Origin of the sequence: Altericroceibacterium spongiae (genome assembly GCF_003610805.1) — a bacterium.
In the GTDB taxonomy this organism is placed as follows: domain Bacteria; phylum Pseudomonadota; class Alphaproteobacteria; order Sphingomonadales; family Sphingomonadaceae; genus Altericroceibacterium; species Altericroceibacterium spongiae.
This window is the reverse complement of record NZ_RAPF01000001.1, coordinates 650,102-667,770: the sequence shown is the minus strand read 5'-3', so window position 1 is coordinate 667,770 and position 17,669 is coordinate 650,102. Positions and strand designations below refer to the sequence as shown.

The 17,669-nt window shown below is 55.1% G+C and carries 19 protein-coding genes; 15 read left to right on the top strand and 4 right to left on the bottom strand.

All coding sequences use genetic code 11. The features are described 5' to 3' along the window. Positions 1-30: 30 nt before the first annotated feature. From hrcA to D6851_RS17685, 3 genes are all read left to right on the top strand, one after another. Positions 31-1,074 carry a heat-inducible transcriptional repressor HrcA gene (gene hrcA, locus D6851_RS03210; protein WP_120323389.1) on the top strand — a complete coding sequence of 348 codons (1,044 nt, stop codon included), beginning with the start codon at positions 31-33 and terminating at the stop codon, positions 1,072-1,074. Positions 1,075-1,091: 17 nt separating this feature from the next. Beyond that, positions 1,092-1,685, top strand: a complete 594-nt coding sequence (gene grpE / locus D6851_RS03205) for a nucleotide exchange factor GrpE (RefSeq protein WP_120323388.1) — start codon at positions 1,092-1,094, stop codon at positions 1,683-1,685. A gap of 88 nt (positions 1,686-1,773) precedes the next feature. Beyond that, positions 1,774-2,040 carry a glycine zipper domain-containing protein gene (locus tag D6851_RS17685; protein WP_238473913.1) on the top strand — a complete coding sequence of 89 codons (267 nt, stop codon included), beginning with the start codon at positions 1,774-1,776 and terminating at the stop codon, positions 2,038-2,040. A gap of 30 nt (positions 2,041-2,070) precedes the next feature. Here D6851_RS17685 and D6851_RS03195 read toward each other — a convergent pair whose 3' ends face one another. Together D6851_RS03195 and D6851_RS03190 are read right to left on the bottom strand one after the other, a co-directional pair. After that, positions 2,071-2,598, bottom strand: a complete 528-nt coding sequence (locus tag D6851_RS03195; protein ID WP_238473912.1) for a vgr related protein — start codon at positions 2,596-2,598, stop codon at positions 2,071-2,073. Next, the gene (locus D6851_RS03190; RefSeq protein ID WP_120323387.1) at positions 2,576-3,073 is read right to left on the bottom strand and encodes a copper chaperone PCu(A)C; all 498 of its coding nucleotides are present in this window, start codon (positions 3,071-3,073) and stop codon (positions 2,576-2,578) included. The genes D6851_RS03195 and D6851_RS03190 overlap by 23 nt, the downstream gene beginning before the upstream one ends. Before the next feature lie 178 nt (positions 3,074-3,251). On the opposite strand from D6851_RS03190, the gene dnaK reads away from it, so the two are divergent. The 11 genes from dnaK to rnr all read left to right on the top strand — a co-directional run bounded on the left by dnaK (position 3,252) and on the right by rnr (position 15,052). Next, positions 3,252-5,177, top strand: a complete 1,926-nt coding sequence (gene dnaK, locus D6851_RS03180; RefSeq protein ID WP_120323386.1) for a molecular chaperone DnaK — start codon at positions 3,252-3,254, stop codon at positions 5,175-5,177. A gap of 73 nt (positions 5,178-5,250) precedes the next feature. Next, positions 5,251-6,384 carry a molecular chaperone DnaJ gene (dnaJ, locus tag D6851_RS03175; protein ID WP_120323385.1) on the top strand — a complete coding sequence of 378 codons (1,134 nt, stop codon included), beginning with the start codon at positions 5,251-5,253 and terminating at the stop codon, positions 6,382-6,384. A 50-nt stretch (positions 6,385-6,434) separates the two neighbouring features. Next, positions 6,435-6,845, top strand: a complete 411-nt coding sequence (locus tag D6851_RS03170; protein WP_238473911.1) for a low molecular weight protein-tyrosine-phosphatase — start codon at positions 6,435-6,437, stop codon at positions 6,843-6,845. Beyond that, entirely contained in the window at positions 6,845-6,934 is a 90-nt protein-coding gene (locus D6851_RS18340) for a fructosamine kinase family protein (protein ID WP_120323383.1), read from the top strand. The genes D6851_RS03170 and D6851_RS18340 overlap by 1 nt, the downstream gene beginning before the upstream one ends. An 84-nt stretch (positions 6,935-7,018) precedes the next feature. After that, positions 7,019-8,386, top strand: coding sequence for a DNA repair protein RadA (gene radA, locus D6851_RS03160; protein ID WP_120323382.1), 1,368 nt, complete (start codon positions 7,019-7,021; stop codon positions 8,384-8,386). Between the two features lie 12 nt (positions 8,387-8,398). Continuing rightward, a complete protein-coding gene (locus D6851_RS03155) occupies positions 8,399-8,938 on the top strand; it encodes a CvpA family protein (RefSeq protein WP_120323381.1) in 540 nt (179 codons plus the stop codon). Next, entirely contained in the window at positions 8,910-9,365 is a 456-nt protein-coding gene (locus D6851_RS03150) for an iron-sulfur cluster assembly scaffold protein (protein WP_238473910.1), read from the top strand. Before D6851_RS03155 ends, D6851_RS03150 begins: the two co-directional genes overlap by 29 nt. Positions 9,366-9,450: 85 nt before the next feature. Continuing rightward, a complete protein-coding gene (alr, locus tag D6851_RS03145) occupies positions 9,451-10,497 on the top strand; it encodes an alanine racemase (RefSeq protein ID WP_120323379.1) in 1,047 nt (348 codons plus the stop codon). Positions 10,498-10,576: 79 nt separating this feature from the next. Continuing rightward, positions 10,577-11,140, top strand: a complete 564-nt coding sequence (phaR, locus tag D6851_RS03140; RefSeq protein WP_120323513.1) for a polyhydroxyalkanoate synthesis repressor PhaR — start codon at positions 10,577-10,579, stop codon at positions 11,138-11,140. A gap of 56 nt (positions 11,141-11,196) precedes the next feature. Continuing rightward, positions 11,197-12,738 (top strand): proline--tRNA ligase, encoded by a 1,542-nt coding sequence (gene proS / locus D6851_RS03135; protein WP_120323378.1) that lies wholly within the window; start codon positions 11,197-11,199, stop codon positions 12,736-12,738. Between the two features lie 37 nt (positions 12,739-12,775). Continuing rightward, complete coding sequence (rnr, locus tag D6851_RS03130; protein ID WP_420797079.1) at positions 12,776-15,052, top strand: ribonuclease R; 2,277 nt, start codon at positions 12,776-12,778, stop codon at positions 15,050-15,052. 52 nt (positions 15,053-15,104) lie between these two features. Here rnr and D6851_RS03125 read toward each other — a convergent pair whose 3' ends face one another. Then, positions 15,105-15,746, bottom strand: coding sequence for a GNAT family N-acetyltransferase (locus D6851_RS03125; RefSeq protein WP_183029958.1), 642 nt, complete (start codon positions 15,744-15,746; stop codon positions 15,105-15,107). A 28-nt stretch (positions 15,747-15,774) separates the two neighbouring features. Beyond that, positions 15,775-16,227, bottom strand: a complete 453-nt coding sequence (locus D6851_RS03120; RefSeq protein WP_120323512.1) for a universal stress protein — start codon at positions 16,225-16,227, stop codon at positions 15,775-15,777. A gap of 134 nt (positions 16,228-16,361) precedes the next feature. Here D6851_RS03120 and D6851_RS03115 point away from each other — a divergent pair, with 134 nt between their 5' ends. Further along, positions 16,362-17,669 (top strand): pyruvate dehydrogenase complex dihydrolipoamide acetyltransferase, encoded by a 1,308-nt coding sequence (locus D6851_RS03115; RefSeq protein WP_120323375.1) that lies wholly within the window; start codon positions 16,362-16,364, stop codon positions 17,667-17,669.

Here is a 17,669-nt window from a genome sequence, read left to right as displayed (position 1 = left end):
TGCAAGGGGAGTGATTAAATTGATCCCATCATGGCATCACCTCCTGTTACCGAACTGACTGACCGTGCCCGCGAGATTTTTCGCCTCGTTGTCGAGGGTTATCTTGAAAACGGGCTTCCTCTGGGGTCCAAGGCGCTCGCCGCAAATGGCAGAGTCAATCTGTCACCCGCATCGATCCGCTCTGTATTGAGCGATCTTGAAACGCTGGGATTACTTGCGGCTCCCCACACAAGTGCCGGACGAATGCCCACGGAAAGCGGGCTAAGACTCTTTGTTGATGGGATGATGCAGGTTGCTGAACCGACGCTTGAGGAGCGAGCTGTGATTGAGCAGCGCCTTGCTGAGCACGGCCCGATCGAGCAGGCTCTGGAAGCAACAAGCGCTATTCTGTCCGATATTTCTGCCGCTGCCGGTGTGGTTATGGTTCCGCGTCGTGATCCGCACTTATCTCAGATGAATCTTGTGAGACTTGATGAACGGCGTGCCTTGGTGGTTCTGGTGGGAGAAGATGGTAGCGTAGAAAACCGCCTTCTGGAAATAGCTGAGGGAACTTCGATTTCAGAACTTCAGCAGGCGACCAACTATATCACATCGCGGCTTGGCGGGAGGACGCTGTCAGAAGCCGCTCGCCTTATCGGAGCGGAAATCTCCAATGGACAATCGGCTCTCGATGAGGCGAGCCGCGATCTGGTTGCGCGCGGGTTGGCCATATGGAGCAGGGATGCTTCGCAAAGGCCGGTCTTGATCGTTCGCGGACAGGCCAATTTGCTCGATGACGATGCACTTAACGATATTGAGCGCGTCCGCTCGCTGATTGACGATCTGGAAAACAAGCAATCGGTATCCTCTCTGCTGGATAGCGCAAGGGAGGCCAAATCGACACGTATTTTCATCGGATCTGAAAACCGGCTCTTTGCACTATCCGGCTCTTCTGTGATTGCTTCTCCATACAGGGATCGCGAAGGCAGAGTGGTCGGTGTTCTGGGTGTAATCGGCCCGACGCGGTTGAATTATGCAAGGGTCGTCCCCATGGTGGATTTTACCGCCCGAAGCCTGGGCAAGCTCATCGGATAGCTGGAAGATTAAAGCATATGACGGATAACAAAACCGAGCATACGGATAAGGATATTGCCGAGGAACTGAAAGGTGTTCCCGAGGACATGCTCGATTCTGACAGTGAGGCAGAAGGCAATGCTGAACTGCCTGCAGATGTGAAGAAAGAGCTTGAAAGTCTGCGGGAAGAGCTTGAGGCAACCAAACAGGAAGTCCTTTATGCCAAGGCCGATACACAGAATGTACGTCGGCGGATGGAGAAGGATGTGGCCGATGCGCGCAGTTATGCAGCGACCGGTTTTGCGCGTGATATTTTATCGGTAGCGGATAACCTAATTCGCGCAATCGACGCTGTTCCCGCCGAATTGCGCGAAGACGAGAAGTTCAAAGGGCTTGTCGCTGGTATCGAAGCTACGCAACGCGAACTCGATAAGGTGTTTTCACAAAACGGGATCAGCCGGATTGCAGCTAAAGGACTGCCGCTTGACCCCAACCAGCATCAGGCCATGATGGAGATACCAACTGACGAAGTCGAACCGGGCACCGTCGTCCAGGAAATGCAGGCGGGTTATATGATCCGTGATCGCTTGCTTCGCCCTGCGATGGTTGGTGTCGCAAAGAAGCCAGATTGAATGTAACAGCCGGGAGGCAAGGGGAACTACAGAGGCGTTTCAACCGTAACCTGTTCAATGAAAATGAACAGACAGGGAGCTAACTCCAATGAATATGCGTATTTTCCTTGGCCCGCTGCTTTTGGGTTCCGCCCTCTCGCTTGGAGCCTGTGCAGATAATTATGCTGCAGAAGGCGGCCTTGCCGGGGCCGCAGCAGGTGCTGGTGTGGCTGCTGCAACCGGTGGCGATGTTGGAACGGGGGCCGCCATTGGTGCCGCAGCAGGTGCTGCCGGCGGTTCGCTAATTAAAAAGGACGGTAAGTGCTATCGTCGGGATCGTTACGGAGACCGCTACGAAGTGCGTTGTCCGCGCTAATATCTTTAGTAAATTGGCGGGCTTGAAGTTTCAGCCCGCTCCGGGAAAGCGAACGAGCACGTCATAGGCTGTCTTGTCCGCCACACCGGCTATCGCCACGCCTTTCCGCATAAGAAAGGCGTGGCGAATAATTTCAGCCTGCTGTTCGAGCCCGTATCGGTCCAGCGACCAGCCCGGTTTTAAACTGTAATCATAGCGGCAGAATGGGTGACGGCGGAGGATCAGATGCCATTCTCCTTGTTTCTGCGTCTGCCAGACATGCGTCATTTCGTGAAGGAAGAGCCCCTGGCGTGAAAGTGATGCTGCAGCAAAATCTTCTTCATATAAACTGCAGTCCGGATGGAAATGTAAATGGCCCCGCGGCGCCATAACCGTCTGCACCGGCTGCAGAGGAAACCATTTGCGGCGCTTGATCGTAACGCGGCTGCAATCGACCGATGATCCGAAAATAAACCGAACGAGTCCTGTTTCTCCTCGGGTCAGCGGACGTGCGCCGCCGGGAGGACAATGCTGCTGATCCTCAGCCATGATACTATTATTCGTCAGCTTCGCGATCATCTCCGGCAGCATGTATTTCGGCTGGAAAGCTGATTTTGTCACCGCCGGCGAAGGTTAGCGTCACTTCGATCTCATCGCCTGCTTTGGCGTTATCGGCCAGGCCCATCACCATCACGTGCCTCTCGCCCGGCGTGAACTTTACGGTTTCTCCGATAGGGACGTTGAGCTGAAAAATGTCATCCATGGATTCTTTACCTTCCCAGCTGCTCACCTGATGCATTGCGGCACTTTCTGCCCCTGCTACTGAAACAGCGCGAATGACCATGGTCTTCTCGCCATTATTGGTAATGTCGAAATAGGCAGCGGCCGGATTACCCGATACAGGTGGAAGGATAAGTCTCGCATTTTCGACCGAGATACCTGCCGGTGCATCCGGATCGGCATTTTCGACCGGAGTTTCAGCGTCATTGCCGTTGCATGCCGAAAGGCCGATTATAGTTGCGCCGAGTGCCATGCTGACCAAGAACTTTTTCACGTAAACCTCTCCAAACTGATTTCCCTGTGGAATTGCCGTTTTCTAGCTGGCTCCATCCCTTGTGCCAACCGAAAGCGCACCTATATCGCCAGTGTCAATGAGCCGCCGACCGGCTTTGCCTTCTAGAAGGGAGGTCAGATGCGCGGTGTCCAATTTTTCAAGAGGAAATGGGGAAACCATGGCCAAAGTTATCGGTATCGATCTGGGAACGACGAATAGCTGCGTGGCAGTTATGGATGGGGGCAAGCCCAAGGTCGTAGAAAATTCCGAAGGTGCACGTACCACGCCTTCTATTGTTGCCTTCACCAAGGATGATGAACGTCTGATCGGCCAGCCTGCAAAGCGGCAGGCCGTTACCAATCCTGACAATACGCTTTTTGCAATTAAACGCCTCATCGGCCGCCGCTTCGATGATTCCATGACCAAGAAGGATATGGAACTCGTCCCCTATAATATCGTCAAAGGCAAGAATGGCGATGCCTGGGTCAATGCAGGCGGCAATGATTACAGCCCTTCACAGATTTCCGCTTTCATCCTTCAGAAAATGAAGGAAACAGCCGAAGGGTATCTCGGCGAAGAAGTGACACAAGCGGTTATTACCGTTCCAGCTTACTTCAACGACGCACAGCGCCAGGCGACCAAGGATGCCGGCCAGATTGCAGGTCTTGAAGTCCTTCGCATCATTAACGAGCCGACCGCAGCTGCGCTCGCTTATGGTCTCGACAAGGAAGATGGTAAGACGATTGCGGTTTACGACCTTGGTGGCGGCACTTTCGATATTTCCATCCTCGAAATCGGCGATGGCGTATTCGAAGTGAAGTCGACCAATGGTGACACTTTCCTCGGCGGTGAAGATTTCGATACGGCAATTGTCGAATATCTCGCCGATCAGTTCGAGAAGAAGGAAAATATGGACCTGCGCAAGGATAAGCTTGCGCTGCAGCGTTTGAAAGAGGCGGCTGAAAAGGCCAAGATCGAACTGTCCAGCTCGCAGACGACGGAAGTCAACCTGCCGTTTATCACGGCCCGCATGGAGGGTGGATCGTCCACTCCGTTGCATCTGGTAGAAACCCTTAGCCGTTCGCAGCTTGAAAAGCTCGTCGAGAAGCTCATCGAACGCACGCTTGAACCTTGTAAGAAGGCTCTGGCTGATGCGGGTGTTGATAAGGCCGGCGTCGACGAAGTTGTGCTGGTTGGCGGCATGACTCGTATGCCGAAGGTCCGCGAAGTTGTGGAGAAATTCTTCGGCAAAAAGCCGCATACGGGCGTAAACCCGGATGAAGTCGTTGCCATGGGCGCTGCTATTCAGGCCGGTGTGCTTCAGGGTGATGTGAAAGACGTTCTCCTGCTTGACGTGACTCCGCTTTCTTTGGGCATCGAAACACTGGGCGGTGTTTTTACCCGTATGATCGACCGGAACACGACGATCCCGACCAAGAAGACACAGGTCTACTCTACAGCTGAAGACAACCAGCAAGCCGTGACGATCCGGGTGTTCCAGGGCGAACGTGAAATGGCTGCGGATAACAAGCTGCTGGGCCAGTTTGATCTTGTGGGTATTCCTTCTGCACCGCGTGGCGTGCCACAAATCGAAGTGACATTCGATATCGACGCTAACGGTATCGTTAATGTTTCGGCGAAGGACAAAGGTACGGGTAAGGAACAGCAGATCCGTATTCAGGCCTCTGGTGGTCTTTCGGAAGCCGACATCGATCAGATGGTGCAGGACGCTGAAAAGTTTGCTGACGAGGATAAGAAGCGGCGTGAATCTGCGGAAGCCCGTAACAATACGGAAAGCCTTGTCCACGCGACAGAAAAACAGCTTTCCGAGAATGGCGATAAGGTCGATGCCGACCTTAAGAGCCAGGTTGAAACGGCTATCGCCGATGCGAAAAGCGCGCTGGAAGGCGACGATCTCGATGCGATCAAGGCAAAGGGTGAAGCTCTGACCGAAGTCGCAATGAAGATGGGGCAGCAGATTTACGAGAAAGAGCAGGCTGCTGGCGGTGACGCCGGTGCGGCTGCCGGATCGGCTTCTGATGCTGATGAAGATGTAGTCGATGCCGAATTCTCGGAAGTCGACGACGAAAACAACAAGGGCTGATTGTCCTGATGGAAAATGACGCCGCCGCCGATACATTCACGTATCGGGGGCGGCTTCTTTTTAAGGTGGGGACATGTCTGCTACCGAGATAGATTTTTACGAACTGCTCGAAGTCGAGCGCACGGCTGACGAGAAAACACTCAAGTCGGCTTATCGCAAACTTGCCATGCGTTATCACCCGGACCGCAATCCTGGGGATGCAGAGGCAGAAGCCAAATTCAAAGCTGTCAGTCAGGCCTATGATTGTCTGAAAGACCCGCAGAAACGCGCTGCTTATGACCGTTATGGCCATGCGGCTTTTCAGCAGGGCATGGGGGGCGGCAACGGCGGAGCGCACGCCGATTTCGGCGATATTGGCGACATTTTCGAGACCATCTTCGGCAACGCATTCGGCGGCGGCGGTGGTCGGGCGAGGCCCCGCCGCGGTGCTGATCTGCGCTACGACATGGAAATCAGTCTTGATGATGCTTTCCATGGTAAGGATACGCAGATTGAAGTCGAAGTATCGGTGGCCTGCGGAACGTGTCAGGGAACCGGCGCCGAGCCGGGTACGGCCAAGCGTGGCTGCAATCTGTGCCATGGTATTGGCAAGGTTCGGGCGCAGCAGGGACTTTTCGTTATCGAAAAACCTTGTCCAAACTGCCACGGTCGCGGAGAAGTGATCGAGCATCCTTGTAAGACCTGCCGCGGAGAAGGTCGCGTCGATGAAGCGCAACAACTGGATGTGAATATTCCACCGGGCGTTGATAATGGCACGCGCATCCGTCTTTCCGGTAAAGGGGAAGCAGGGCCGATGGGGGCGCCTCCGGGCGATCTTTATATTTTCCTTCACATTCGCAAACATGCTGTTTTCGAACGAGAAGGAACGGCGCTTTTTACTCGCGTTCCCGTCAGTTTCACTGTTGCTGCCCTTGGCGGTTCGGTTGAAATTCCGGGTATGGATGGCACACCGCATGAGATTACGATTCCTGCCGGTATTCAGTCGGGCAAGCAGCTCCGGAAGCGCGGAGCGGGGATGCCTGTTCTGCAGGGGCGCGGGCGCGGTGATATGGTCGTTGAAATCATTGTAGAAACACCCACCAAACTTTCTGCCAAGCAGAAAGAGTTACTGCGTGAATTCAAGGAAACCGAAACCGGGGAGGAATGCCCGGAAAGCCGCGGTTTCTTCGATAAAATCAAATCGGCCTGGACGGATCTCACTGAGTGAGCAGGCCGGCGCTTTTATTTGTTTGTCTCGGGAATATCTGCCGCTCGCCGATGGCCGAAGGCGCTTTGCGTGCGGCGGCAGACAAAGCTGGAATCGATGTTTTCGTGGATTCTGTGGGAACGGGAAGTTGGCATATTGGTGAGCCGCCCGATCCACGGGCGCAGGATGAAATGAAGCGCCATGGTGTTTCCATCGCTGGTTTAAAAGGCCGGCAGATCAATGCTGAGGACTATCGGCGTTTTACACATATCTTCGCGCTTGATGACGATAATCTTGAAGTCATCAGACAACGTGCACCATCCGATGCTAGTGCGGAAATCATGTTATTGCTGGATATGGTGGAAGAGCGTCAGGGACAGCCAGTAGCTGACCCCTATTTTGGTGGGGCGGATGGTTTTGCCAGAACCTGGGAAGATGTGAGCGCTGCTGCCGATGCTCTGGTGGCAAAGTTCAGGCGATAATGATCGATCCGGCCTGTTATTATGGCGACCGGGAAGTCGATTATGCAATGATCGATCTTTTCGGTAATTCGCCATCCGACTCAGATTGAAATCTGTCTGACTCGCTTCGGTCCATAATCGAAAGCTTCTTTTTGATAATTGCGTTCTCCTTACGTTCCCGATATTCCTGAGTTATGGCAAAAACGAAGAGGCGATATATCTGTCAGGCTTGCGGAGCGGTTTCGCATCGCTGGCAGGGACAATGTGCTGACTGCGCGGAATGGAATACTCTGGTCGAGGATACGCCGGCCAGTGTCTTTTCTCAAAAACACGATTTGTCCAGCGGCGGTCGGAAAATCGAATTCGTGGCCCTTGATACACCAGGTGAAACACTGGAACGCCGCAGCACTGGGCTCGCCGAGTTCGATCGTGCTTTAGGTGGCGGGCTGGTGCCTGGTTCCGCAATTCTCATGGGTGGCGATCCAGGTATCGGGAAATCGACATTATTGTTGCAAGCTTCTGCTGCCATAGCTGATGCCGGACAGGATGTTGTCTATGTCAGCGGCGAGGAAGCTTCCGCACAGGTGCGGATGCGTGCTGCAAGGCTTGGCCACAAGGATGCCCCGATCCGGCTCGCCTCGGCCACCTCAGTAAGAGATATTCTGACCACACTGAATGCCATGGCTCCGCCGGCTTTGTTGGTGATCGATTCTATCCAGACGATGCATTCCGACACGATAGAAGGAGCGCCGGGAACCGTTAGTCAGGTGCGTGGCTGTGCTTTCGAATTGATCCGCTATGCAAAGGAGAGCGGCGTTGCGCTGATCCTTGTAGGTCATGTCACCAAGGACGGAAACATCGCCGGGCCCCGTGTTCTTGAACATATGGTTGATGTTGTGATGAGCTTCGAAGGAGAAAGAAGCCATCAATATCGTATATTGCGGGCGCTCAAAAATCGCTTCGGTGCTGTGGATGAAATCGGGGTGTTCGCCATGGCCGGGCAGGGACTTGAGGAGGTCGCCAATCCTTCGCTGTTATTTTTGTCGGGGCAGGACCAGCCGGTGGCCGGAAGTGCTATCTTTCCAGCGATAGAAGGCACTCGTCCTGTTCTGATAGAAATTCAGGCGCTGATTGTCCGCCTGCAAAGCGGCGCTACGCCCAGACGTGCTGTTGTCGGCTGGGATAGTGGGCGTCTGGCGATGCTGCTGGCTGTATTGGAATCGCGTTGCGGACTGAACTTTTCCACAGCAGAAGTTTATCTCAACGTGTCCGGTGGATATCGCTTGCAGGATCCTGCGGCAGATCTGGCTGTGGCGGCGGCGCTGGTCTCGGCACTGGCGGATAGACCGCTAATCAAAAAGTCTGTCTGGATCGGAGAGGTTTCTCTGGCCGGAGAAATCCGGCCGGTAGCCCATGCGGGTCTGCGTATGAGAGAAGCCGCCAAACTGGGTTTTGAGCATGGTTTCGGGCCGTCTGATACCGGTCAGGATATCAGTGGCATTACCTATGAAAATCTATCGGGATTGTTCAAGCTCGTTGACCGGATTGTGCCATCGTCATAGTCGGATACTCGAATGACCGGCTTTGATATCATAGTTTTGCTGATTGTCGGCCTTGGTGCAGTCCGCGGTTTTATGCGCGGTTTTGTGCAGGAGGTTCTGTCACTTGCAGCATGGGGTGCGGCAATTGTCGCGATCTATTACCTTCACACGGATCTTACAGCTTTTCTTTTTCCTTATCTCGAATCACCGTCAGCGGCGGCTGTCCTGGCTTTCGCTTTGCTTTTGCTGATTCCTTATGCTGCGATGCGCGTACTGGCTAACTGGGCCGGTCGCACATCGAGAGCTTCGGTTCTGGGCCCGATTGATCGTGTTCTGGGCTTTGGCTTCGGAACTATTAAAGGCGCTATTATTGTCGTCATGTGTTTCTCTCTGGTCGTGCTCATTTATGATACGATCTGGGGAGAAAATGGGCGTCCTGAGTGGATTGTGACAGCGCGGACCTATCCATTCGTCAATGCCAGCACAGATGAGCTTGTTCACATCATAGATGAACGGCAGGAGCTTCTCGACTATGGTGCAGGGAATGACAAAGGCGAAACGGATTTTTTCTGATATGAGTTCGCCAGAGAAACTCTATACACCTGAATTGCTTGGTTTGACTGTGGAACTAGCTGAATATCCAGCAAAAACTTCATTGAGTTTTGTCGGGGATGCCAGATCTCCAAGCTGCGGGAGCATGCTGACTCTTAATCTGGAAACGGACGCTTCTGGACATATTTGCGATTTGGGCATGGCAGTTCAGGCTTGCGCAATTGGTCAGGCTTCAGCCGCTATATTTGCACGCCATGCTCAGGGAAAAAAACTAGCAGATATCGAAAGGATGCAGAAAGAGCTCGATGGCTGGCTTGAGCATAACGGTGCGCTCCCTGACTGGCCCGATATCGAGCTGATCGCTACGGCGAGAGATTTTCCCGGCCGACATGGGGCTATTCGTTTGCCATGGCAGGCTGCTCAAAGAGCGCTGACAACCAGCCCCTAGCGCAAAAAACGTAAGCCGGTTATCGCTCATCCATAATGTTTCCTGCTGTTGATGGCTCCCCGTCACCGGATATGAGTATGTCTCAATGTCTCTTCCTGCCAATCCCGCTCCCAGTCTTCACCTGCATATTGATGAGGAAGCACTGGGCAGGAACTGGAAAAGGCTCGACACATTGTCCGGTACAGCACGTGCAGGTGCGGCTATTAAAGCGAATGCGTACGGGCTGGGCGCAGAGCGAGTAGCGCCGATCCTTCATCGGTGCGGAGTTGAAGATTTCTTTATCGCTCACTGGTCCGAAGCCTCAACATTATTAGATCATATTGCTCCTCGAAATATTTCGGTCCTGCACGGACCGCGTAATACGGAAGAAGCCGCTTTTGCCAGATCGGTAGGTTTGCGACCGGTCATCAATAGCCTTGAACAGGCTCATCTCTGGCTGAATGCCGGTGCAGGGCCATGCGATGTGATGGTCGATACCGGCATTAATCGTCTCGGTCTGGATTTGAGCGAAGTGAACGATCCGGTACTGCGCAAGCTCGATGTTCAGCTTGTCCTGTCACATCTTGCCTGTGCGGATGAAGATCATCCGCTCAACCTAATTCAACTGGAAAAAGCACATAACGCCTTTGCCGCCATATCCTCTGCGGGCAAAAGTCTTGCCAGCAGTGCGGGGATAGCATTGGGGCCGGATTATCACTTCGATGTGACACGACCGGGCCTTGCACTTTACGGGGGTGTTCCCCGGTCTGAAATGGCTGAAGCGATCGAACAGGTTGCTTTCCCGCAAGCCGCCGTCATAGCCATCAGGCAAGTCGATGCCGGAGCAAGCATAGGCTATAATGCCACTTTCACAGCACCTCGACCGATGCGTACAGCAGTCATTTCACTCGGTTACGCAGATGGTTTTTTGCGTCTATGGGCTAAGGCAGGGTGTTTTCAGTTTGAAAATAAGATTCTGCCGCTCCTTGGAAAAATCTCGATGGATATGGCTGTCGTCGATTGTAGTGCAGCGCCTGATATTTCTGAAGGTGACTGGGTCACACTGGCTTATGGCCTTCCTGAAGCTTCGGCAGCTACAGGATTATCTCAATATGAGCTGCTGACAATTTTGGGGCAGAGGCTTCATGATTAATCTGGTTGGGAGTCGTAACTATGTTGCGCTGCACATCAGGAAAATGCTACTATCTTCTTAAACAGTGGGAGATGGTTCTGTGACCGACAAATCAGACACCGAACAAGACCCGGTGATTATTAAGAAATACGCCAATCGCCGGCTGTATAATACCAAGTCTTCAAGCTATATCACGCTGGACGATCTTGCTCGCATGACGCGGGAAGGCATCGATTTTCAGGTGCTTGATGCCAAAACCGGTAATGATATTACCCATGCCATCCTGACCCAGATCATCATGGAAGAAGAAGCAAATGGGGAACAGATGTTGCCGATTAGCTTCCTGCGCCAATTGATCGCCATGTATGGAAATTCGATGCAATCGATCATGCCGTTCTATCTTGAAGCATCGATGCAGAATTTTCAGGCCAACCAGCGCAAGTTGCAGGACACCTTTTCCACAAGCATGTCTCCCGATGCGCTGGCTAAGATGGCGGAAACCAATATGGCCATGCTGGAAGCGGCAACCAGTGCATTTATGCCCAAGACAGCAAGTGCGGCGGGTGCGGACACCTCGTCTTCCCGGAATTCCGATAATGATCTGGATGCGTTGCGTAAACAGATGGCGGAAATGCAGAAAAAGCTCGATCAGCTTGGCAAATAGCTCGCGGCAAGTCATGCGGGCTCCTTGTTCAATTCAGTGATTCGAAAGCCCGTTTAGTGTCAGAGATTCGCCACGCCTTGCCGATCCGCCGCGACGATGATTTCGCGCAATGGTATCAGGAAGTTATTACAGCGGCCGACCTTGCCGAAGAATCGGGTGTGCGCGGCTGCATGGTGATTAAGCCATGGGGCTATGGCATATGGGAAAGGATGCAGCAGCTTCTGGACCGGCGTATCAAGGATACCGGTCACGATAATTGTTATTTCCCTTTGCTGATTCCGCTGTCGAATTTCGAGCGTGAGGCCGAACATGTGGACGGTTTCGCCAAGGAAATGGCTGTGGTGACGCACCACCGTCTGATCGCCAGTGATAAGGGAGGGCTGGTTCCCGATCCTGAAGCCAGGCTGGAAGAACCTCTGGTCATTCGTCCGACTTCGGAAACTATTTTCGGCGATGCCATGAGCCGGTGGATCCAGAGTTGGCGGGACCTGCCGCTCAAGCTTAACCAATGGGCCAATGTGATGCGCTGGGAAATGCGAACCCGCATGTTTCTGCGCACCAGTGAGTTTCTTTGGCAGGAAGGGCATACGGCGCATGCCGATACAGAAAGCGCCAGGGAACACACGCTGCGCATGCTTGAAGTTTATCGTGCTTTTGCCGAGGAGCAACTCGCCCTTCCGGTGATTGCGGGTGAAAAGCCTGAGAATGAACGCTTTCCCGGCGCTCTTGAAACCTGGTCGATCGAAGCTATGATGCAGGACGGTAAGGCGTTGCAGGCCGGTACATCGCATTATCTTGGAACCAGTTTTGCCGAAGCGGCCAATATCCGTTTTCAAAATAAGGAAGGCCAGCAGGAACTTGCCCATACGACAAGCTGGGGTGTTTCCACGCGCCTGATCGGCGGCGTTATCATGACACATGGTGATGATGATGGTTTGCGCGTACCGCCTGCTATCGCGCCCGTTCAGGTGGTGATCCTGCCGATGCTGCGGGGCAATGACGGTGATGCGGCGCTGATAGAATATTGCGAAGAATTGCGCGATGCTATTTGCAAACAAGACGCTTTGCGTGAGCCCGTCCGCGTCCGGCTCGATCTGAAGCCGGGTAAGCCCGCGCCCAAGCGCTGGGGCTGGGTGCGTAAAGGTGTGCCGGTTATTATCGAGGTTGGCGGGCGCGATCTTGAGCAGGGCAAGGTGACCTTGCTGCGCCGCGATCAGCTCTGGGGCGAAGATGCAAAGCCAGCTTTTCACGGTCCTTCCCGTCTCGATTGTGTAGCTGAGATTTCCGGTCTGCTCGAAGACATTCAGGATGCGCTGTATGATGAAGCTCTGGCGCGTCGTGAAAATGCGATTGCACGGGATATCAATACATTCGAAGAGTTGACGGCTTTCTTCAGAAGCGAAGCGCGCTATCCGGGCTGGGTTGAGGTGCAATGGGCCCGGCCGACAGGTGAAGAACTGGATGCTGTGGTAGAGAAACTGAAAGGCCTGAAGCTGACTTTCCGAAATGTTCCGGTGAATGCGGTTCCCGCTGAAGGCGCCTGTATCTTCACCGGCAGACCGGCCGTGGAAAGGATTTATGTCGCTCGTGCCTATTGAGCGTGACCGCAGCCTGTCCATGCTATAGATGAGCCGAATGGCTCCTAAACCGACACAAACGCACAAGAAAACTCCCGGCTTGCCGAGCCGGGAGCAGATCCTTGAATTTATCCAGACCTCCGACAAACCTGCCGGGAAGCGAGAAATCGCCAAGGCTTTCGGCCTGAAGGGGCAGGAGAAGATCGCTCTTAAAAAGCGGCTTAAGGATATGGCTGAGGAAGGTCTGATCGACGGAAGGAGGACCGCCTATCATCGCATGGGAGGCCTGCCGAAAGTCACGGTTTTGCGGGTTATGGAGATAGAGGATGGTGAGGCTTTCGCCATTCCGGACAGCTGGTCTCCTGACGATGCGACACCGCCGCCAAGGCTGCGGATGATCGAGAAGAAGAAGGGTGCGGCATTGCGCAAGGGTGATCGGGTTCTGGCCCGGACCGAGCAGGCCGGAACAGGTTGGATCGCCCATCCGATGAAAAAACTGCCCGATCGTTTCGAAGCGATTCTGGGTGTCGTGGAACTCGATGGACGGGGAAAAGGCTGGCTTTCGCCGGTCGATAAACGCATTCGCAACTCGCCGCCTATTGCCGATCTGGGTAATGCCGAGAAGGGTAATCTGGTTCTGGCCGAACCTGCCGGTCGCTCTCCAAGAGCGGGTGTCAAAGTGGTCGAAGTGCTTGGAGATCCGCTGGCTCCCAAGGCTTACAGCCTGATCGCGATCCACAAATACGGCATTCCTTTCGAATTTCCCGAAGAGGCGCTGAACGAGGCAGAACGGGCGTCGAGCGTAACAGTACAGGGCCAGAAACGCGAAGACCTGCGCCATATTCCGATTGTGGCAATCGATCCGGCTGATGCGCGCGATCATGACGATGCGATCTGGGCCGAACCCGACGGGGAAGGGGGTTTCAACGCGATTGTCGCCATTGCCGATGTGAGCTTTTATGTCCGCCCCGGTGGTGCGCTCGACCGCGAAGCGAGGAAGCGGGGCAACTCGGTCTATTTCCCTGACCGCGTCGTTCCGATGCTGCCCGAAGTGCTCAGCGCCGATGTCTGTTCGCTGCGCGAGGGGGAAGATCGTGCGGCGATGGTCTGCCACCTGCATATCGCGCAAAACGGGCAGGTCACGAAATGGCGCTTTACCCGCGCGCTCGTTCGGATCGCCGAAGTCATCGCTTATGAAGAAGCGCAGGCACGGATCGACGAAAACCGGGCCGGGGAGAATCTGGCTCACTTATGGGATGCCTGGCAGGCGCTTGAAACCGCACGCGACAAGCGCGATCCGCTCGAACTCGATCTGCCTGAGCGGCGTGTCGTGCTCGACGATCAGGGGCGGATTGCCGAAGTGGCGGTGCGCGAGAGACTCGATGCGCATCGCGTGGTCGAGGATTTCATGATCGCGGCCAATGTCGCAGCGGCCAAAGCGCTGGAAAGCAAGACGGCACCTGTTGTCTACCGTATTCATGAGACGCCTTCGCGTGAAAAGCTGGTGGCTTTGCGCGATTATCTCGAAACCTTCGGCCGCAAGCTGGCACTGGGGCAGGTGATTACACCGGGCCTGTTCAACAGAATGCTGAAGGATGTCGCCGATCCGGCCGAAAAAGCGCAGGTGATGGAGGCGGTGCTTCGCAGCCAGACACAGGCTTATTACGGCCCGGCCAATGCAGGGCATTTCGGGCTCGCACTGGGCAGCTACGCCCATTTCACTTCACCGATCCGGCGTTATGCCGATCTGCTGGTCCATCGCGCGCTGGTCGATGCTTTCGGGCTGGAACAACCCGATCCGAAAAACGGACTGCCACCGCATTCGGGCCTGTCGGACAAGGACCGGGCCGATCTTTCCAAGATCAGCGACGCGATCAGCGATACCGAGCGCCGGGCCATGGCAGCCGAGCGCGACACGGTTGACCGTTATATGGCCGCCTGGCTTTCGGGCCGGGTAGGCGAAGTCTTCCAGACACGGATTACCGGTGTGCAGCGCTTCGGTTTCTTTGCCACTATTGTCGGCCTTGGCGGAGACGGTCTGGTGCCCGTTTCTTCACTCGGTTCGGACTTCTATCATTATGACGAAGCGGCGCAGGCGCTGATCGGCGAGAAAACGCGCGAAACATTCGCGCCCGGCGATATGCTGGAACTGCGTCTGGCCGAAGCCAATCCGCTGACAGGTGCGCTCAAGTTCGAGCCACCCGAAAGCAATGGTGCGCCGATCGAGAAACGTGGCGAGCGTATGCCTGGGCACAAGAAGGACAAGAAGGGCAAATATATGCAGGGCAAGCGCGGACGGCCCGGCAATATCCGCCATCAGGGGCGCAAAAAATAGAACAGGCAAGATCCGGTTTTGATGGCAATCCGGTCAGGGCTGGAGAGTAATGCTACGCGCTGACGATTGAAGCCGTTGAATAAGGGGATATCGTCTTCCATCCCAGAGTCGCATAGAGAGACCGGCCGTCTTCGGTCGCAACGAGCAGTTGCGTGTTGCATGTCTGGCTTTTGGTTTCATGCAATTTCTGCATGAGAATCCGGCCAAGTCCCCTCCTGCGATGATCGGGCTGTGTCACAATGCGATCATAGATGAACACGTTCCCCGCCTCGGCCCCGTAACCGCTCGCCGCGAGATCGCCCGCCTCGGAGAATATCCTTACCTCCGACACTGCGTTGGCACGTGATAGCGCGATTCTATAGCCGCGAGGCAGATGCCTGACCGGCCATGACGAACTGGTGGCTTGCATGAAATAGCTGGGAGCATGCAGCGTCCAGTTCGCGGGCAATAAAGCCCGCAGATCTTCGGCACTCCCGCAGAGTTTTAGAAAATAGCGGGGCTTGCAGATGGAGTGAGCCAGAGTTTCGAGGCCAGAAACTATCTGGGGAAATACCCAACGAGCGACTTCGGTGTCCGACCGCGTATCCACACGAAAACCGCCATATTCCGGAACCGGCGCTGATAAACCGCGGGCAATCGATCGCGCCGAAAGCCAGGCTTTCAGGATTTGCGGATCGACACCCCGATCGTTCATTCTCCACGGGCTTCGGGAAACCACCCGATCAAGCCAGCCTTTCGATATCTTCCTGACTGAGACAGCCCGGCACGATGAAGAGCGGGCAGGGCAGGCTGCCCGCACCGGTGGTGAAATGCGAAACGAGCGGGCCGGGATTGCCATCCGGTCCCGCCCCCAGCACCAGGGCGGAAACTTCGGGGTGCTCAGCGAGATATTCGCGAATAATCACCTTATCGTCACCCATCCGCACGGTGATTTGCGGCATCTTGTGCATTTCGCCGGCGAGAGATCCCGCCGCACTGGTTGCCAGCACTTCGGCTCTGTCATAAGCTTCCTGTTCGATTGTCGCCTGCACACCGCCAAAGGCATTGAAGCCCTGTTTCGGGACCAGAGCGAGAACCTGAACGGCACCGCCAGTATCCGCAGCGCGGCGCGCGGCAAAGCGCAAAGCAACCCGCGCTTCTTCGGTTTCGTCGATGATGGCCAGATATGTTCGCATGGTTCTCTCCTGAAATCTGTCTATCGAAGCAATCATCTCTTCGCGCAAGACCTTGCGGGCGGGCTGCAAATTGGCCAGAGACAGATTTGAAAGTCGCAACGTGAAGTCGCAACGCAAGGAACAGATGCTCCGCCATGCCTATTGCCATTAAGATGCCCGCCCTCTCGCCAACCATGGAAGAGGGCACCCTCGCCAAATGGTTGGTGAAGGTCGGCGATAAAGTCTCCGCCGGTGACATTATGGCCGAAATCGAAACCGATAAGGCCACCATGGAATTCGAAGCCGTGGATGAAGGAACCATTGCCCATATTCAGGTCGATGAAGGCTCTGAAGGTGTGAAGGTCGGCGCGATCATCGCTACACTGGCCGAAGAGGGCGAAGACCCGGCCGATGTCGAGCCGATCACCGAAGGCGATTCCGCCCCGGCACCGTCGCCCGCCGCCAAGGAAGAAGCGCAGGAAACGGCAAAGGAAGCGCCTGCTCCCAGCCCGTCGCCCGCTCCGGCCACTGCACCCGCTGCAACACCGGCTCCGGCTGCTTCGGGTGAGCGAATCATCGCTTCACCGCTTGCACGCCGGATCGCCGAACAGAAAGGTGTGGACCTTTCTGCCGTCAAAGGCAGTGGCCCGCATGGCCGGATTATCAAGGTCGATGTCGAAAATGCCGAAAAGGCTCCGGCCAAGGCCGAAACTGCTGCTCCTGCTGCCAGTGCAGCAGCACCGGTGGCACCGGTCGAAGCACAGGACTTCGGTATTCCGCATGAGAAAGAAAAGCTTTCCGGCATGCGCAAGACCATTGCCCGTCGCCTCACCGAGTCGAAGCAGCAGGTTCCGCATATCTATCTCACTGTGGATATTCGCCTCGATGAACTGCTCAAGCTGCGTTCGCAGCTCAATGCGGCGCTTGAACCGCAGGGCGTGAAGCTTTCGGTCAACGATCTGCTTATCAAGGCGCTGGCCAAGTCGCTGGTCGCCGTGCCGCAATGCAATGTGCAGTTTGCCGGCGATACGCTGCTTAAATTCAACCGCGCCGATATTTCGGTAGCGGTCTCGATCGATAACGGTCTGATTACCCCGATTATCGAAGATGCCGGCTCCAAAGCTATTTCCGCCATTTCCACCGAAATGAAGGATCTGGCCGGCCGGGCGCGCGAAGGCAAATTGAAGCCCGAAGAATATCAGGGCGGCACCGCATCGCTTTCCAATATGGGCATGTTCGGCATCAAGCAGTTCGAAGCCGTTATCAATCCGCCGCAGGCCATGATTATGGCTATCGGCGCCGGTGAAAAACGCCCCTATGTGGTGGACGATGCCTTGCAGATCGCCACGGTGATGAGTGCGACGGGAAGTTTCGACCACCGTGCCATCGACGGGGCCGACGGAGCCCAGTTGATGAAGGTGTTCAAGGAAATGGTCGAAAACCCGCTGGGGCTGGTGGCCTGA

Bases quoted from the DNA above. Each gene is read 5' to 3' on its own strand.
- D6851_RS03115 (WP_120323375.1), top strand. From the start codon at position 16,362: ATGCCTATTGCCATTAAGATGCCCGCCCTCTCGCCAACCATGGAAGAG.
- D6851_RS18340 (WP_120323383.1), top strand. From the start codon at position 6,845: ATGATCGATCCGGCCTGTTATTATGGCGACCGGGAAGTCGATTATGCA.
- D6851_RS17685 (WP_238473913.1), top strand. From the start codon at position 1,774: ATGAATATGCGTATTTTCCTTGGCCCGCTGCTTTTGGGTTCCGCCCTC.
- D6851_RS03155 (WP_120323381.1), top strand. From the start codon at position 8,399: ATGACCGGCTTTGATATCATAGTTTTGCTGATTGTCGGCCTTGGTGCA.
- radA (WP_120323382.1), top strand. From the start codon at position 7,019: ATGGCAAAAACGAAGAGGCGATATATCTGTCAGGCTTGCGGAGCGGTT.
- dnaJ (WP_120323385.1), top strand. From the start codon at position 5,251: ATGTCTGCTACCGAGATAGATTTTTACGAACTGCTCGAAGTCGAGCGC.
- dnaK (WP_120323386.1), top strand. From the start codon at position 3,252: ATGGCCAAAGTTATCGGTATCGATCTGGGAACGACGAATAGCTGCGTG.
- grpE (WP_120323388.1), top strand. From the start codon at position 1,092: ATGACGGATAACAAAACCGAGCATACGGATAAGGATATTGCCGAGGAA.
- rnr (WP_420797079.1), top strand. From the start codon at position 12,776: ATGGCTCCTAAACCGACACAAACGCACAAGAAAACTCCCGGCTTGCCG.
- D6851_RS03150 (WP_238473910.1), top strand. From the start codon at position 8,910: ATGACAAAGGCGAAACGGATTTTTTCTGATATGAGTTCGCCAGAGAAA.
- D6851_RS03125 (WP_183029958.1), bottom strand. From the start codon at position 15,746: ATGAACGATCGGGGTGTCGATCCGCAAATCCTGAAAGCCTGGCTTTCG.
- D6851_RS03120 (WP_120323512.1), bottom strand. From the start codon at position 16,227: ATGCGAACATATCTGGCCATCATCGACGAAACCGAAGAAGCGCGGGTT.
- hrcA (WP_120323389.1), top strand. From the start codon at position 31: ATGGCATCACCTCCTGTTACCGAACTGACTGACCGTGCCCGCGAGATT.
- D6851_RS03195 (WP_238473912.1), bottom strand. From the start codon at position 2,598: ATGATCGCGAAGCTGACGAATAATAGTATCATGGCTGAGGATCAGCAG.
- alr (WP_120323379.1), top strand. From the start codon at position 9,451: ATGTCTCTTCCTGCCAATCCCGCTCCCAGTCTTCACCTGCATATTGAT.
- D6851_RS03170 (WP_238473911.1), top strand. From the start codon at position 6,435: ATGGCCGAAGGCGCTTTGCGTGCGGCGGCAGACAAAGCTGGAATCGAT.